General features: G+C 69.0%; 15 protein-coding genes. 10 read left to right on the forward strand and 5 right to left on the reverse strand.

Features of this window, described 5'->3' with window-relative positions; all coding sequences use genetic code 11:
• Nucleotides 1–35: 35 nt before the first annotated feature.
• The 4 genes from CDV49_RS12265 to fsa all read right to left on the reverse strand — a co-directional run bounded on the left by CDV49_RS12265 (nucleotide 36) and on the right by fsa (nucleotide 3,159).
• On the reverse strand, nucleotides 36–956 hold the full coding sequence (locus tag CDV49_RS12265) for a tyrosine recombinase XerC (protein ID WP_088215724.1): 921 nt from the start codon (nucleotides 954–956) through the stop codon (nucleotides 36–38).
• Nucleotides 953–1,636, reverse strand: a complete 684-nt coding sequence (locus tag CDV49_RS12270) for a DUF484 family protein (protein ID WP_088215725.1) — start codon at nucleotides 1,634–1,636, stop codon at nucleotides 953–955. The genes CDV49_RS12265 and CDV49_RS12270 overlap by 4 nt, the downstream gene beginning before the upstream one ends.
• A 63-nt stretch (nucleotides 1,637–1,699) precedes the next feature.
• Complete coding sequence (locus CDV49_RS12275) at nucleotides 1,700–2,509, reverse strand: aminoglycoside phosphotransferase family protein (RefSeq protein ID WP_088215852.1); 810 nt, start codon at nucleotides 2,507–2,509, stop codon at nucleotides 1,700–1,702.
• Entirely contained in the window at nucleotides 2,506–3,159 is a 654-nt protein-coding gene (gene fsa / locus CDV49_RS12280; protein WP_035707584.1) for a fructose-6-phosphate aldolase, read from the reverse strand. The genes CDV49_RS12275 and fsa overlap by 4 nt, the downstream gene beginning before the upstream one ends.
• Nucleotides 3,160–3,227: 68 nt before the next feature.
• On the opposite strand from fsa, the gene CDV49_RS12285 reads away from it, so the two are divergent.
• The 4 genes from CDV49_RS12285 to CDV49_RS12300 all read left to right on the forward strand — a co-directional run bounded on the left by CDV49_RS12285 (nucleotide 3,228) and on the right by CDV49_RS12300 (nucleotide 7,862).
• Nucleotides 3,228–5,456: a primosomal protein N' gene (locus CDV49_RS12285; RefSeq protein ID WP_088215726.1), complete on the forward strand. Its 2,229-nt coding sequence runs from the start codon at nucleotides 3,228–3,230 to the stop codon at nucleotides 5,454–5,456.
• 85 nt (nucleotides 5,457–5,541) lie between these two features.
• The gene (gene msrA / locus CDV49_RS12290) at nucleotides 5,542–6,195 is read left to right on the forward strand and encodes a peptide-methionine (S)-S-oxide reductase MsrA (protein ID WP_088215727.1); all 654 of its coding nucleotides are present in this window, start codon (nucleotides 5,542–5,544) and stop codon (nucleotides 6,193–6,195) included.
• A 70-nt stretch (nucleotides 6,196–6,265) separates the two neighbouring features.
• Nucleotides 6,266–6,967, forward strand: coding sequence for an AAA family ATPase (locus tag CDV49_RS12295; protein WP_218821964.1), 702 nt, complete (start codon nucleotides 6,266–6,268; stop codon nucleotides 6,965–6,967).
• A gap of 28 nt (nucleotides 6,968–6,995) precedes the next feature.
• The gene (locus tag CDV49_RS12300) at nucleotides 6,996–7,862 is read left to right on the forward strand and encodes a 50S ribosomal protein L11 methyltransferase (RefSeq protein ID WP_088215728.1); all 867 of its coding nucleotides are present in this window, start codon (nucleotides 6,996–6,998) and stop codon (nucleotides 7,860–7,862) included.
• 103 nt (nucleotides 7,863–7,965) lie between these two features.
• Here CDV49_RS12300 and CDV49_RS12305 read toward each other — a convergent pair whose 3' ends face one another.
• The gene (locus CDV49_RS12305) at nucleotides 7,966–8,175 is read right to left on the reverse strand and encodes a DUF1127 domain-containing protein (protein WP_088215729.1); all 210 of its coding nucleotides are present in this window, start codon (nucleotides 8,173–8,175) and stop codon (nucleotides 7,966–7,968) included.
• A gap of 325 nt (nucleotides 8,176–8,500) precedes the next feature.
• Here CDV49_RS12305 and ruvC point away from each other — a divergent pair, with 325 nt between their 5' ends.
• The 6 genes from ruvC (at nucleotide 8,501) to CDV49_RS12335 (ending at nucleotide 15,914) form a co-directional block, all read left to right on the forward strand.
• Nucleotides 8,501–9,004, forward strand: coding sequence for a crossover junction endodeoxyribonuclease RuvC (gene ruvC, locus CDV49_RS12310; RefSeq protein WP_088215730.1), 504 nt, complete (start codon nucleotides 8,501–8,503; stop codon nucleotides 9,002–9,004).
• A complete protein-coding gene (gene ruvA, locus CDV49_RS12315) occupies nucleotides 9,001–9,666 on the forward strand; it encodes a Holliday junction branch migration protein RuvA (protein ID WP_088215731.1) in 666 nt (221 codons plus the stop codon). The genes ruvC and ruvA overlap by 4 nt, the downstream gene beginning before the upstream one ends.
• A gap of 60 nt (nucleotides 9,667–9,726) precedes the next feature.
• Nucleotides 9,727–10,773, forward strand: coding sequence for a Holliday junction branch migration DNA helicase RuvB (gene ruvB / locus CDV49_RS12320; protein WP_088215732.1), 1,047 nt, complete (start codon nucleotides 9,727–9,729; stop codon nucleotides 10,771–10,773).
• Between the two features lie 133 nt (nucleotides 10,774–10,906).
• Nucleotides 10,907–12,844, forward strand: coding sequence for an ABC transporter ATP-binding protein (locus CDV49_RS12325; RefSeq protein WP_088215733.1), 1,938 nt, complete (start codon nucleotides 10,907–10,909; stop codon nucleotides 12,842–12,844).
• Nucleotides 12,841–14,694 carry an ABC transporter ATP-binding protein gene (locus CDV49_RS12330; protein ID WP_088215734.1) on the forward strand — a complete coding sequence of 618 codons (1,854 nt, stop codon included), beginning with the start codon at nucleotides 12,841–12,843 and terminating at the stop codon, nucleotides 14,692–14,694. The genes CDV49_RS12325 and CDV49_RS12330 overlap by 4 nt, the downstream gene beginning before the upstream one ends.
• The gene (locus CDV49_RS12335; protein WP_088215735.1) at nucleotides 14,691–15,914 is read left to right on the forward strand and encodes a class I SAM-dependent RNA methyltransferase; all 1,224 of its coding nucleotides are present in this window, start codon (nucleotides 14,691–14,693) and stop codon (nucleotides 15,912–15,914) included. Before CDV49_RS12330 ends, CDV49_RS12335 begins: the two co-directional genes overlap by 4 nt.
• Nucleotides 15,915–15,967 lie beyond the last annotated feature (53 nt).

Raw genomic sequence — 15,967 nt, forward strand, 5'->3', positions numbered from 1 at the left:
TGCGGTAAGGTGAGTCTTGAAGTGGTCTCCGCCGGTCATGCCCGCGGGTGGGTGTTCTCGTAGACCTCCATCAGCCGCCGTGCATCAACGGCGGTATAGACCTGCGTGGTGGAAAGCGAAGCGTGGCCCAGCAGTTCCTGTATCGCCCGGAGGTCGCCTCCCGCGTTCAGAAGATGCGTGGCGAAGGAGTGGCGGAGCGCATGGGGGGTGGCGGTCGCGGGCAGACCCATCTGGCTCCTGACCCGCTCCATCGCACGGGCGATCAAGCCGGGGTTGAGCGGACCGCCGCGCGCGCCTCGGAACAGCGGTTCCTCCGCCGGGACGGCGAAGGGAAGCAGGGCGACGTAATCCGCGACCGCCTGCCGTGCGGCGGGCAGCACGGGAACGAGACGCTCCTTGTTGCCCTTGCCGATGACGCGCAGCGTCTCGCCCAGCGGGGCGTCGCGACGGCGCAGGGACAGCGCTTCGGAAATCCGCAGGCCGCAGCCGTAGAGCAGCGTCACCACGGCGGCGTCGCGGGCGCCGAGCCACGGCTCCTCGTGCTGAAGCTCCACCCGGTCGATGACGGAAAGCGCGGCCTCCTCGCTCAACGGGCGGGGCAGGCGGGCCTTGAAACGGGGCGGGCGGATGCTGAGGACGGCGGTCGGCTCGAACCCCTCGCGTTCCGCCAGCCAGCCGTAGAAGGTCTTGACCGCCGTGAGCGCACGGGCAAGCGACCGCGCCGACAGGCCGCGCCCGCGCTCATGCGCCATCCAGGCCCGCATGTCGGAGCCTGTAATGCGGGCGAGGGGAGCCAGACCCGCTGCGCCGCCATGATGGGTGGAGAGGAACGTGAGAAACCCCACGACATCGCTGCGATAGGCGATCACCGTGTTTTCCGCCGCACCCTCCACCGCGCGGAGCCGGGTCAGCCATTGCTCCAGCGCGTCCCTGACCGCCGGGGAAAGCAGGCTCATGCCAGCCAGCGGCGCATCATCCGCTCAAAGGCCCCAGCGAGAAAGGTGAGAAGCTCCGTTCCGTGGCTCGAACGGAAGTGGTTGGCGTCGGAGGAACCGAGCGCCAGCAGCCCCGGCAGCCGTCCGGGGCCGAGATCCAGCAGCAGCAGCGCTTCGGACAGGATGGCGGCATCGTCATAAAGCTCGCCCGAATCCTGAAGGGGGCGGAGCGTGACCGGCTTGGCCCGCCCCCGCCGCCCGGTGGAGACATAGGCGTCGCAGAAGCCCGCGGGCGCGATCTTCAGGACGGGCAGGGGGCCGGGCGTCTCCGCCTCCACGTCCGCCTCGATCACCAGGCGCACGCTGTCGAGGCGCAGGATTTGCCGCGCCTCATCCTGCAGCATGGCGAGAAATTCGGCGAAATCCACAGGCTCCAGAAGCTTCAGCACGGCGCGCTGCACGATCCGGGTGCCGGCGAGGTTGTCATAGGCGGCGGCGATGACGTGCCGGTGGGTATCCTCCAGCCGGTCGAGTTCGGATTCGAGCCGCTCCATCGCGACGCTGCGCAGGTCTATCACATTGGGGCCAAGCGCGCGGTCATTCGCCGCGATGAGGGCGCGCATCAGATCCCTGTCTTCGAGAATGAGTTCCGGTTCCGCAAGAATACGTTCGCGCAGTTCCTGTGCCGTATTGTCCGCCATGGCTGCCCTCTCGATTTTTGTCCCGACTATGGCGGGGCGGCGGGAAGGCGGCAACGCGGGCGGTCAGCCCCCGTCCAATTCTTCCAGCGCGCGTGACATTACGGCCAGAGTGAGCGTGGCATCCGCGCCGTCCTCCAGCAGCCACGCCGCGGACAGAGCCGTTCCCGCCACGATCCAGCGGAGCAGGCGGGGACGGTCGATCCCGGCGTCACGGGCGACGATGGCCAGACGCGCCTCAAAGACGCCCGGCATCAGCGCGACGGGGTGGCGGGGCTCGGCAAGATCGGGATTGGTGAAAAGCCGGACATGGTCGAACGCCCTGTCGCCTTCGATCCCCTTCGGGTCGATGGCGAGCCAACCCTCCCCGCCGAAGTCGAGCACGTTGCCATGATGCAGATCGCCGTGGAGCGGCAGGCGCTCCTGCTGGTCGGCCAGCGCCTGCCGTGCGATCTCGGTCCCGCGGGCCAGTCTCGGATCGGCGGCAAAGCGCCACAGACCGGCAAACCACGTCTCCAGCGGCAGGAGCGGCGGCGCCCCGGCGCGGGGGCGGTGAAGACGGGCGAGCACCGCGCAGAGCGCCGCCGTCGCCGCGGCATCCTCTCCCGTCCGGGACATGTGGAGGAGCGACCGGGGCCCCGTGGCCCGCGCCATCAGCAGCGCATCGCCCTCGCAGGCCAGCACGCGGGCCGCGCCTTCACCGTGCCACCAGACCATCAGCGGATACCCCGCGCGCTCCTCGTCCGACCGCGTGACCTTCAGCATCGCGGGCCGGCCGAGGTGTCGCACGGGCAGGAGCCGTGCGCCGGGAGTGTCCGTTACCGGCCCGTCGGGGATCAGCCCCCAACGCGCCAGCCAGGGGTCGAAACGGGTCAGAGGATCTTCTGCCCCGTCGCCGCCCAGTCCTTGTTGAACTGGTCGAGGCCCTTCTCTGTCAGCGGATGGCTGGCCAGCGCCTTGATGACGGCGGGGGGCGCGGTGATGACATCGGCCCCGATCTTCGCGCATTCGGTGATATGGTTCACGGTGCGGATGGACGCTGCCAGGATTTGCGTCTCGAACCCGTAGTTGTCATATATGTGCCGGATGTCGGCGATGAGATCCAGGCCGTCGATGTTTATATCGTCCAGGCGCCCGATGAAGGGCGAGATGAAAGTGGCCCCGGCCTTGGCGGCGATCAGCGCCTGGTTGGGGGAGAAGCAGAGCGTCACGTTGACCATGAACCCTTCGTCCGACAGCACCTTGCAGGCCTTCAGGCCCGCCCAGGTCAGCGGCACCTTGACCGTGATGTTCGGCGCGATTTCGGCGAGCTTGCGGCCCTCCGCGATCATGTCGTCGGCGTCCTGCGCCACGACTTCCGCGGAGACCGGGCCGGAAACGATGCCGCAGATCTCCTTGGTGACTTCAAGGATGTTGCGGCCGGATTTCAGGATGAGCGACGGGTTGGTGGTGACGCCGTCGACCATGCCAAGCTCGTTCAGCTCGGCGATGGCCGCGACATCGGCGGTGTCGACGAAGAACTTCATCACGGGTGTCCTGTTCGTGAAAGGGATTGGAGGCCGTCATACCCCACCGGGAGGCGGGCGGAAAGTGCATGACTGACCTGTTTCACACCCCCGTTGCCGCGTCAGCCGCCCCCGGCCACTATCCGGCGGGCGCGCGCGTCGGCGTCGTGACCACGGCGCTCGACCGGCGGCTGGACTATCTGGCGCCGGAGGGCGGCTGCGCGGAGGGGGATTTCGTGCAGGTTCCGCTCGGTCCGCGGCAGGTGCTGGGCGTGGTCTGGGGGCCGGGAGACGGCGACTTCGACGCGGCCCGTCTCCGCCCCGTCACCCGCGTTCTGGATGCGGAGCCGATGGCGGAGACGATGCGCCAGTTTCTGGAGCGGGGCGCGCAATACACGCTGACGCCGCTCGCGCTCATGCTCCGGCTCGCCACGCGGGCGCCGGGGCTTGGCGCGCCGCCCGCGACGCGGCGCATCCTGCTGCGGGGCGGGCGGGAGCCGGACCGCATGACGGAGGCCCGGGCGCGGGTTCTGGACATCCTGGACGAATATGGCGATCCGGGCTTCACGCCCGCCGAGCTGGCGGGGCTGGCCGGGGTTTCCTCCGGCGTGGTGAAGGGCCTCGTGGCGCAGGCTGTGCTGCTGGAGCAGGAGGCCCCCCGCGACCAGCCCTATCCGCGGCTCGACCCCGCCCGCGCCGGTCATGCGCTGACGGAGGATCAGGCCGCCGCCGCGGCGCGGCTCCGGGAGGGCGTGGCCTCTGGCCGTTATGGCACGACGCTGCTGAAGGGCGTTACCGGCTCCGGCAAGACGGAGGTTTATCTGGAGGCCGTGGCCGAATGTCTGCGCGCCGGGCGGCAGGCGCTTGTGCTGCTGCCGGAGATCGCGCTGACGGCGGAATTCCTCAAGCGGGTGGAGGCGCGCTTCGGCGCGCGGCCTGCGGAGTGGCATTCCGGCGCCACCCAGACCGAACGCCGCCGCCTCTGGCGCGCGGTGAGCGGGGGCGAAGCGCAGTTCGTCGTCGGCGCACGGTCCGCGCTTTTCCTGCCCTTCCGCGATCTGGGGCTGATCGTTGTCGATGAGGAGCACGATACCTCCTACAAGCAGGAGGAGGGGATCCTCTACAATGCGCGCGACATGGCGGTGCTGCGGGCCTCGCTCTGCTCGGCGCAGGTCATTCTGGCTTCCGCCACGCCGTCGCTCGAAAGCTGGGCCAATGCGGAGGCGGGGAAATACGCGCGGATCGACCTTGCCGCGCGCTACGGCGCCGCGGAACTGCCCGAGATGCGGGCCATCGACATGCGCGACGAGGATGTGCCCTCCAACCGCTGGATCTCCCCCACGCTTGCCGCCGCCGTGTCGGCGCGGGTGGAGGCGGGGGAGCAGGCGCTGCTGTTCCTCAACCGGCGGGGCTATGCGCCGCTGACCGTCTGCCGGGCCTGCGGGCACCAGATCGGCTGCGACCACTGCGACGCCCGGATGGTGGAGCACCGGTTCCAGAAGCGGCTCGTCTGCCATCAATGTGGCGAGACGAAGCCGATCCCCACCGCCTGCCCCTCCTGCGGGGTGGAGGGCAAGCTCGCCCCCGTCGGGCCGGGGGTGGAGCGGCTGGCGGAGGAGGTGGAGGCGCTGTTTCCGGGCCGCCGGATCGCCGTGCTGTCCTCCGACCTTTTCGGCTCCGCGCGCGCGCTGAAGGCGCGGATAGAGGAGATCGCGGAGGGCGGCGCCGACATCATCATCGGCACGCAGCTCGTCGCCAAGGGCCACAACTTCCCGCTTCTGACGCTGGTCGGCGTGATCGACACTGATCTGGGGCTGAAAGGCTCCGATCTGCGCGCGGCGGAGCGCACGTTTCAGCTCATGCGGCAGGTGGCGGGCCGGGCGGGCCGGGCGGAGGGGCGTCAGGGGCTGGCGCTGCTCCAGTCCTTCCAGCCCGAGCATCCGGTGATACGCGCGATCCTTTCGGGCGATGAGGAGGGGTTCTGGCGGGCCGAGGCAGAGGAGCGCCGCGCGGCGGGGGTGCCGCCCTACGGGCGCATGGCCGGGATCATCCTGTCCTCCCCCGATGTGGCGGAGGCGTTCGACTTCGGCGCCGAACTCGCGCGGCGGGACCAGCCGCTCCGCCGCGTGGGGGCGCAGGTCTATGGCCCGGCCCCGGCACCGATCGCGCGCGTCAGGGGCCGCCACAGGGTGCGTCTGCTGGTGAAGGCGGGCAAGGGCGTGGGCCTTCAGGGCGCGATCTCCGAATGGATCTCGCAGCTTCGTGTGCCCGGTCACCTCCGGGTAACCATCGACATCGACCCGCAGAGCTTCTACTAGGCTGGAACATGCCACCTTGCCCCCGCGATTACTTGGGGTTGGCCGCAGGTTTCCTATATTCTCTCCACTCACAGGAGGACCGAGCATGTTCACCTTCCCCGGCAAGAAACTGGCGCTTCCCACGCGTGACGAGGCGCTTCCCGGCCGCACCCATCCCATTCCCACCGCCGAGACGCATTTCGTGTCCGGCCGCTCTCTCTGGGACATGCCGGAGGGGATGCAGGTGGCGATCTTCGGCATGGGCTGTTTCTGGGGTGTGGAACGTATCTTCTGGAAGGTGCCGGGGGTGTGGTCCACCTCCGTCGGCTATGCGGGCGGCGTGACGCCCAACCCGACCTATCAGGAGGTCTGCTCCGGCATGACCGGCCATAACGAGGTGGTCCGCGTCGTCTATGATCCGGCCATGGTCAGCTATGAGGATCTGCTGAAGGTCTTCTGGGAGAACCACAACCCCACGCAGGGCATGCGGCAGGGCAACGATGTCGGCACGCAGTACCGCTCCGCGATCTACTGGACCGATGAGGCGCAGCGCGCGGCTGCGGAAGCTTCGCTGGCCGCCTTTGCGCCGCGGCTGAAGGCTGCGGGCTATGGCGCCATCACCACGGAAATCCTGCCCGCGCCCGCCTATTATCCGGCAGAGGATTACCACCAGCAGTATCTGGCAAAGAACCCTGCGGGCTATTGCGGCATCGGGGGCACCGGCGTCACCTGCCCGGTCGGGATCGGTGCGGCGACCTGACCGCGACGCCTGCGGCAAAGCCGGCTCCGGGGGACCGGGGCTGGCAACGGGATCGCAAGCGGAGGGCGCGGTGAGCGAGAGAGCCGAAGCACAGGACGGCGGCACGCCGGAGGCGGACGGCCCGTCTGCCAAGGACCGGACCGGCGGAGATCGCTACGGGCACCCCTCCGCCCCGGCACCGCAGACGGCCTTTCCCGGACAGGTTCCGGTCGGCGCGTCCCGCCACGTTCCCCCCTGCCGCATCCTGGTGACGGGAGCCTCCGGGACCGGGACATCGACGCTGGGACGATTGCTGGCGATCCGTCTTGCGAGCCAGCATTTCGACACCGACGATTTCTACTGGCACCCCACGGATCCCCCCTTTCGCACACCCCGCCCGCCTGCGGAGCGGCTCGCGCTCATGGAGGCGATGTTCCTGCCCCGGCGGGACTGGGTTCTGTCCGGCGCGCCGATGCGGTGGGAGGGCCGGCTGCGGGAACGGGTGACGGCGGTCATCTTCCTCCGCCTCGACCCCGGAGAGCGGATGGATCGTCTCCGCCGGCGGGAGCGGTTGCGCTACGGCGATGCCGCCGACTGCCCGGAGACGGCGGAGTTTCTCGCCTGGGCGGAAAGCTATGACGATCCTTTCTTCACGGGCCGGTCGCTGGCGGGGCATCTGGCTTGGCTGGAGACATTCGCCTGCCCCGTCACGACGCTTGACGCGGCGCTCCCGCCCGACAGGCTCATGGAGATCAGCCTTTCCGTCCTTGACCCCTCCCGCGCCTCCGCTTAGGCGGGGCCGGAAACGCCCGGAGGCCCACATGCCCACCTATGCCGCCCTGACCACGCTGCCCGGCCGCGAGCCTGCCGATGCGCTTGCCGAAGCGCTGGAGGATCTGGAGCCCGAGCCCTACGGCGTCGGCGCCTTCGAAATCGAGGACGGCTCCGGTCTGTGGGAAGTCGGCGCCTATTTCTTCGATCCGCCGGACGAGGTGGCGCTGGCGCTGCTCGCCGCCGTTCATGCGGCCAAGGATTTCACCGTCTCCGAACTGCCGGAGATCGACTGGGTCGCCAAGGTTCGGCGCGAACTGCATCCGGTGGAGGCGGGGCGCTTCTTCGTCTATGGCGCGCATGATGCCGACAAGGTGCCCGAAGGCCGCGTGGCCCTGCTGATCGAGGCGGCGGTGGCCTTCGGCACAGGCCACCACGCCACAACGCTGGGGTGCCTCAAGGCGCTCGACAGGCTCGCGGACGAGGGGTTCGTCGGGCGGAACGTGGCGGATATCGGCTGCGGCACGGCGGTTCTTGCCATGGCGGCGGCCTCCCTCTGGCCGGGCACGGTGCTCGCCTCCGATATCGACGTCGTTGCGGTGGAGGTTGCTGCCGCGAATGCGGAGGCGAACGGCCTTGGCGACCGGTTGATCTGCGTGGAGGCCGCGGGTTTCGACAATCCGGCGATCACCTCCCGCGCGCCCTTCGATCTGGTCTTTGCCAATATCCTCAAGGGTCCGCTGGTGGAACTTGCGCCCGATATGGGCGTGAACGTGGCGGAGGGCGGCTATGTCATCCTGTCGGGTATCCTGAACCAGCAGGCCGATGATGTCGTCGCCGCCTATGAGGCGCAGGGCTTCGGCGTTGCCGCGCGCGATGAACTGGGCGACTGGACCACGCTCGTTCTGCGCAAGTGATCTGCCTGCGGTAGTAACCAGAATGCGAAAGGCCGCGCCCCTGTGCGGGGAACGCGGCCTTGCAATCGTCGGGCCCGCATCGGTTGCGGACCGGGTCGGCGGCTCAGCGGAAGAGCGCGCCGATATCGTCCAGATCGGCGCGGGTCAGGCCGATGTCGTTGAGTTCGCGGTCCGACAGGCGGGAGAGCGCCTTGCGGGTCAGCCGCGCGTCGTTCCAGCTTTTCAGGGCGCTGAAGGCGCCGAAGAACAGGTGGGGGGCGCGGCCTTCGGTCGAGCGGCCCGAGAGGCTCGGGTTGGTGTCGAGCGTAGCCATCTTGGTATCCTTTACAAAGTGCTTTTTATGGGAGCATCATCTTGACTGCGTTGCATCTAGAGCGGGCATTTTGAGAACTCAACGGGCGCAGATGTCATGGCGCTCTTGCGCGCCGCGCATGGCTTCTTTCACAAAAATTCAATGAAAATGGGTTCTTGCGATGAAGCTGATTTTCTCGCGGCGTCTGTGGTGATTTCTTCGAGGAAGTGGGGGGAAGTCGCAACTTCCTTGCGGGATTGTCGCTGATGCCCCGATCGTTCTGGCGGGTGTTCGCCTTTCGTGCTAGCGAGGCAAAAAGACAACAGAATGCTCGGGACAGGTCGGAATGCGCGTGATGGGGATAGATCCGGGCCTCCGAAACCTCGGTTGGGGGGTGATAGAGGTGCGCGGCTCGCGACTCAGCCATATCGCCAATGGCGTCCTGCATTCTGAGGGGGAGGATCTCGCCATGCGGCTGATGAGCCTGCACGCCCAGCTGTCCCGCGTCTTTGCCGCCCATGCGCCGGAGGCCGCGGCGGTGGAGCAGACCTTCGTCAACAAGGATGCCGTGGCCACGCTGAAGCTCGGTCAGGCGCGGGGCATCGCCCTGCTCGTCCCGGCGCAGGCGGGCATCCGGGTGGGCGAATATGCCCCCAACGCGGTCAAGAAGACGGTCGTGGGCGTGGGGCACGCGCAGAAGCGGCAGATCGACCATATGGTGCGGCTGCATCTGCCGGGCATCGCCATTGCCGGGCCGGATGCGGCGGATGCGCTGGCCGTGGCGATCTGTCATGCGCATCACATGCAATCCGCAGGCCGACTCGCCGCCGCGTTGGCGAGGGCGCAATGATCGGGCGCGTTGCCGGGCTGGTCGTGCATCGGGGCCAAGACCATGTGGTGATCGACGTGCGCGGCGTGGGCTATGTCGTTTACGTCTCGGACAGGACGATGGCCGCGCTGCCCGCCGTGGGCGGCGCGGCCGCGCTCTGGACGGAACTGCTGGTGCGGGAGGACCTGCTCCAGCTTTTCGGCTTTCCGACGCTGCTGGAGAAGGAGTGGCACCGGCTGCTGCTGACCGTGCAGGGTATCGGCGCCAAGGCGGCGCTGGCCATTCTGGGAACCCTCGGGGCGGAAGGGCTGGCGCGCGCCATCGCGCTCGGCGACTGGACGACGGTGAAGGCGGCGCCCGGTGTCGGCCCGAAGATCGCGCAGCGCGTGGTGAATGAGCTGAAGGGCAAGGCTCCCGCCGTCATGGCGCTCGGGGCCGGGCCGGGGCCGACGGTCGCGGCCCCCCTGACGGCCGAGGAGGGCGTGGTGGTGGACCTGCCGCCGCCCCCTCCGCCCTCTCCCTCGGCGGCTGCGACGGCGGAGGCGCTGTCGGCGCTGCTGAACCTCGGCTACGGACAGGGGGAGGCGGCGGCGGTGGTGGCGGAGGCTGCGGGCCGTGCGCCGGAGGCCGCGACGCCGGACCTGATCCGCGCAGCCCTGAAACTGCTCGCGCCGAAGGGCTAGGGCCGCAAAGCCTTGCCTTCCGGCCGATGTTCCGCGAAAGTTCCGGCGAGAGGCGCCATCATGTCCATGCCAGATCCCACCCTGCGGCCAGAGCCGCTGCCGGAGGACAGCTCCGAAACCGACCGGGCGCTTCGCCCGCAGCTTCTGGACGAGTTCATCGGTCAGGCGGAGGCGCGCGCCAATCTGCGCATCTTCATCGAAGCCGCCCGGATGCGGGGCGAGGCGATGGACCATACGCTCTTCCACGGCCCCCCCGGTCTGGGCAAGACGACGCTGGCCCAGATCATGGCGCGCGAACTGGGGGTGGGGTTCCGGATGACCTCCGGCCCGGTTCTGGCCAAGGCCGGGGATCTCGCCGCGATCCTGACCAATCTCGAACCCCGGGATGTGCTGTTCATCGACGAGATCCACCGCCTCTCGCCGGTGGTGGAGGAAGTGCTCTATCCCGCGCTGGAGGATTTCGCCCTCGACCTGGTGATCGGGGAGGGGCCTGCCGCGCGCACCGTGCGGATCGACCTGCCGCCCTTCACCCTGGTCGGGGCGACGACGCGGCTCGGCCTGCTCACCACGCCGCTCAGGGACAGGTTCGGCATTCCCACACGCCTCCAGTTCTACACGGAGGACGAGCTGTTCCAGATCGTCGCCCGCGGCGCGCGCCTCATGGGAATCACGGCGGAGGAAGGCGGCCTGCGGGAGATCGCCCGCCGCGCCCGCGGCACTCCCCGGATCGCCGGGCGGCTCCTGCGCCGCGTGGTGGATTTCGCGCTGGTGGAGGGGAACGGCCATATCACCCAGCCGCTCGCGGACGGGGCGTTGAGCAGGCTTGGCGTCGATGCGCTGGGGCTCGACGGCAGCGACCGGCGCTACCTCCGGCTCATCGCGGAAAGCTACGGCGGCGGACCGGTGGGGGTGGAGACGCTCTCTGCCGCGCTGTCGGAATCCCGCGATGCGATAGAGGAGGTGACGGAGCCCTACCTGCTGCAGCAGGGGCTCATCGCGCGCACGCCGCGCGGGCGGATGCTGGCGCAGGCGGCGTGGCGGCATCTGGGGCTCGAAGCCCCGCGGACGGAGGTGCGCCCCGCGCCACAGGGCGACCTTTTCGGCTAGCCCCCCGGTTTCCCTGAGAGGGATTCCGCCCTATATGCCCTGTCCTGACAGGATTGTGTGGAGCCGCGCTGACGGATGAGACGCCCCTGCCGTCCCGGTCAGCCCGTTCCACGACCGCAGAAAGGCAGAAGCGATGTTCCGCTTCTTTGAAACCCTTGTCGATCCCTACACGGCGTATGAGGAGCGGGATGCCCCTCCGCGCCGCCTGTGGCCGTTCCTGCTGTCCTTCGCCCGGCCTTTTCGCGGGGTGTTCGCCATCACGGCGGTACTCTGCATCATCGTGGCCTCGGTGGAGGTGGCGCTGGTGTGGTACATGGGCCGTGTGGTGGACTTCCTCTCGCAGGGCACCCCGGCGGAGGTCTGGGCCGCCCATGGGACGGAGCTGCTGCTGGCGGGCCTGTTCATGCTCACGCTCCGCCCGGTGGTCCAGGGGCTGTCGGTGGCGTTTCTCAACAACACCATCGTGCCGAACTTCGGCACGCTCATCCGCTGGCGCTCGCACCGCCATGTGCTCCGCCAGTCCGTCGGCTGGTTCGAGAACGACTTCGCGGGGCGGGTCGCCAACCGGATCATGCAGGCCCCCGGTTCTGCGGGAGATGCCGTCTATCAGATTTTCGACGCGATCACCTTCGCGCTGGCCTATATCATCGGCGCGACCGTGCTGCTGGCGGATGCGGATCCGCGCCTGGCGCTGCCGCTGCTCGGCTGGCTCGTGCTCTACGGGCTGCTCATGCGCTGGACGATGGTGCGGGTGAGCGTCGCCTCGCAGGCCGCTTCGGACGCCCGTTCCGCGCTGACGGGGCGGGTGGTGGACAGCTACACCAACATCCATTCGGTCAAACTCTTTGCCCATCAGGGCAAGGAGGTGGACTATGCCCGCGAGGGGATGGAGCGGTTCCGGCAGGCCACCGCGCGGGAGATGCGCGTGTTCACCACGATGGATGTGGTGCTGATGGCGCTGAACGGGCTGCTGATCGTGGCCGTCGTGGGCTGGGCGCTCTGGCTCTGGATGCAGGGGAGCGCCTCTGTGGGGGCGGTCGCGGCGGCAACGGCCCTGACCCTCCGGCTCAACGCGATGACCGGCTGGATCATGTGGGCGCTCACCCACTTCTTCCAGTCGCTCGGCATCGTGGAGGAGGGGATGCAGACGCTGGCCGAGCCGATCCACCTCGTTGACCGGCGGGAGGCGGTGGCGCTGAAGCTCACCAAGGGGCTCGTCCAGTTCGAGAACGTGAGCCACCACTACGGCCGCGGCAGCGCGGGGTTGGACGGCGTCACCCTCACCGTTCGCCCGGGCGAGCGGATCGGCCTGATCGGGCGGTCCGGCGCGGGCAAGACGACGCTGGTGAAGCTGCTGCTGCGGTTCTACGACCCGGAGCGCGGCCGCATCCTGCTCGACGGGCAGGACATCTCCGGGGTCACGCAGGACAGCCTGCGCCGCGCGATCGGCATGGTGCAGCAGGAAAGCTCGCTTCTCCACCGGACGGTGCGGGAGAATATCCTCTACGGTCGCCCCGATGCGACGGAGGAGGAGATGATCGCCGCGGCGAAGCGGGCGGAAGCGCATGACTTCATCCTCCAGCTGCGCGACCGCGAGGGGCGCGCGGGCTATGACGCGCAGGTGGGCGAGCGGGGGGTGAAGCTCTCCGGCGGGCAACGGCAGCGGGTGGCGCTGGCCCGCGTGATCCTGAAGAACGCCCCGATCCTCGTGCTGGACGAGGCCACCTCCGCATTGGACAGCGAAGTGGAGGCCGCCATTCAGGAGACTCTCTACGGCGTGATGGAGGGCAAGACGGTGATCGCCATCGCGCACCGCCTGTCCACCATCGCCGCCATGGACCGGATCGTGGTGCTGGATGCCGGCCGCGTGGTGGAGGACGGCAGCCATGACGAACTGCTGGCCGCGGGCGGCATCTACGCCGGCCTCTGGGCGCGGCAGTCGGGCGGGTTCCTCGGCATGGATACCGGGATGGAGAGTGGCCCAGAGACTGAGGCAGAGACTGAGCCAGGGACTGGCCCGAAGACGACCAACGGGGAGAACGCTCCCCTGACCGCAGGAGAACCCACATGAGAGGGGTCACGAACGCCGATATCTTCATCCCGGCGGAATCGTCGCCGCCGCAGACGCTGGGCGCCTTCTTCCTGTGGTGCATCAAGGGCGCCTGGGTGTGGCTGCTGATCGCGGGGGTGCTCGCGGCGCTGGCGGGCGTGCTGGAGGTCATGACGGCGCTGGTGCTGGGGCGGGTGATCGACACGACGACCAGCACCGCGACGGCGGATTACTTCTCCGCCCATTCCGCGACGCTGATCGGCTTCGTGCTGTTCTTCGCGGTGTTGCGCCCGGTGGCCATCGGCGTCTCCACGGCGGCCAACAACCTGCTGGTCGCGCCGAACGTGATGCCGCTGGTCCTTTCGCGGCTGTTCCGCTGGACGCTGGGCCAGTCCGTCACGTTCTTCGACAACGATTTCGCGGGGCGCATCGCGCAGAAGCAGATGCAGACCGCCCGCGCCGTGACGGAAACCGCGACCGATTTCATCAACGCGGTCACCTTCGCGCTTGCCTCGGTCGTCGGCTCGGTCGCGGTGCTGGTCGCCATCGACCCGTGGATCGCACTGGCGCTGGCGGTCTGGCTGCTGCTCTACCTGCTGCTCATCCGCTACTTCCTGCCGCGTGTCCGCAAGCGCTCGACCCAGCGGGCGGCGGCGCGGGCGATGATCTCCGGCCATGTCGTGGACACGATCACCAACATCAAGACGGTGAAACTCTTTGCCCACGCGGATTTCGAGGATCAGGTCGCCTTGGGTGCGATGAGCGATTACCGCCGCAAGACCATCCGCTTCGGCATCGTCTCCACCTGGCTGCGCTTCGGGCTGAATGCGCTGGGCGGCATCCTGCCCGTGGTGCTCATCGGGGGGGCGCTGCTGCTCTGGACGCGGGGCATGGCCACGGCGGGGGATATCGCGGCCTCCGGGGCCATCGCGCTCCGCATCTCGCAGATGACGGGCTGGGTCTCCATGTCGCTGATGAGCATCTATGCCAATGTGGGCGAGATCGAGGACGGCATGAACACCCTCTCCCGCCTGCACAGCCTGACCGACAAGCCCGATGCGATCGAACTGACGCGGGTGAGCGGGGCAATGACCTATGACGACGTGACCTTCACCTATGGCGGCGGGTCGGCCGGGGTCCGGGGCGTCACGCTCGACATTCCCGCTGGGCAGAAGGTCGCTCTGGTGGGCGCGTCGGGTGCGGGGAAATCGACGCTGGTCGCGCTGCTTCTCCGGCTCTACGACACGGAGAAGGGGCGCGTTCTGATCGACGGCTACGACGTGCGCGACGTGACGCAGGAGAGCCTGCGCCGCCAGATCGCCATGGTCACGCAGGAGACGGCGATGTTCAACCGCTCCGCCCGCGACAACATTCTCTACGGTCGCCCCGACGCGACGGAGGAGGAGATGATCGCCGCAGCCAAGGCCGCCGAGGCGCATGAGTTCATCCTGAAGATGTCCGACCATCAGGGGCGCAAGGGCTATGACGCGCATCTGGGCGAGCGGGGGGTGAAGCTCTCCGGCGGCCAGCGGCAGCGGATAGCCCTCGCCCGCGCCTTCCTGAAGAACGCGCCGATCCTCGTGCTGGACGAGGCCACCTCCGCATTGGACAGCGAGGTGGAGGCCGCCATTCAGGACTCGCTCGACCGGGTGATGGAGGGCAAGACCGTCCTCGCCATCGCGCACCGCCTCTCCACCATTGCCGCGATGGATCGGATCGTGGTGCTGGACGAGGGCCGGATCGTGGAGGAGGGCACGCATGACGCCCTGCTGGCCCGCGACGGTCTCTATGCCCGCTACTGGCGGCGGCAGTCGGGCGGCTTTCTGGCCGTCGATCCCATGGACGGGGCGGAGACGGAGGCGGCGGAATGACCCTCACCGTTCAGCGCCTCGGCCATCATGGCGACGGGATTGCCGTGGGGGCGGACGGCCCGGTGTTCATTCCCGGCGCCCTCCCGGGGGAAGAGGTTGCGGGGGATGTCTTGGGCGATCGCCTCGCCCAGCCGCGCATCGTCACCCCTTCCTCAGACCGGGTCCGCGCGCCCTGTCCGCATTACCGTGCCTGCGGGGGCTGCGCGCTCCAGCATGCCTCCGACGCCTTCGTGGCCGCGTGGAAGACGCAGGTGGTGGCGGCAGCCCTTGCCGCACAGGGGATCGAGACGGAACTGCGCCCCATCCTGACCTCGCCCCCCCGGTCCCGCCGCCGGGCGGCGCTGTCCGGGCGGCGCACCAAGACAGGGGCGATGATCGGCTTTCACGGGCGCGCGTCCGATCAGCTCGTGGATACGCCTGCCTGCCTGCTCCTCCATCCCGAGTTGATGGCCCTCCGCCCGGCGCTGGAGGAGGTGACGCTGGCCGGTGCCTCGCGGAAGGCGGAACTGACGCTTACCCTCACCCGTGCCATCGGCGGGGCCGATCTGGCGGTGACGGGCGGCAAGCCGCTGGACGCCGCGCTCCGCAGGGATCTGGCGGTGATCGCGGGGCGGCACGGGATCGCACGTCTGAGCTGGGAGGGGGAGGTCGCCGTGCAGGCCGCCGAGCCGTTCCAGCGATTCGGCGCGGCCCTCGTCTCGCCGCCGCCCGGCGCATTTCTTCAGGCCACCGCCGAAGGGGAGGCCGCGCTGCTCGCCGCCGTGCGGGAGATCGTCGGGACCGCCCCTCGCGTGGGGGATCTGTTCTGCGGCTCCGGCACCTTTGCCTTGCCGCTGGCCGAGCGGGCCGAGGTGCTGGCCGTAGAGGGAAGCGCACCGGCCATCCGGGCGCTGGAACGCGGCTGGCGGGGCGCCCAGGGGCTGCGCAAGGTCACGGCAGAGGCGCGTGACCTGTTCCGCCGCCCGTTGCTCGGCCCCGAACTCAAGCGGCTCGACGCGGTGGTCATCGACCCCCCGCGCGCCGGAGCCGAGGCCCAGACGCGAGAGATCGCCGCTGCGGGCGTGCCGCGAATCGCCGGTGTCTCCTGCAATCCCCTGACCTTCGCCCGTGACGCGCGTCTGCTCACGGGCGCGGGTTACAGGCTGGACTGGGTCCAGCCGGTGGATCAATTCCGCTGGTCCACCCATGTGGAACTGGTTGCATCTTTCCGCCGCGACTGACGTCCAAACCGCCTAGGCGAATCTGGCGGAAATCTGCTACCCTCCCGGGCAAT

The sequence above is a fragment of the Haematobacter genomosp. 1 genome, from assembly GCF_002196855.1.
Taxonomy (GTDB): Bacteria; Pseudomonadota; Alphaproteobacteria; order Rhodobacterales; family Rhodobacteraceae; genus Haematobacter.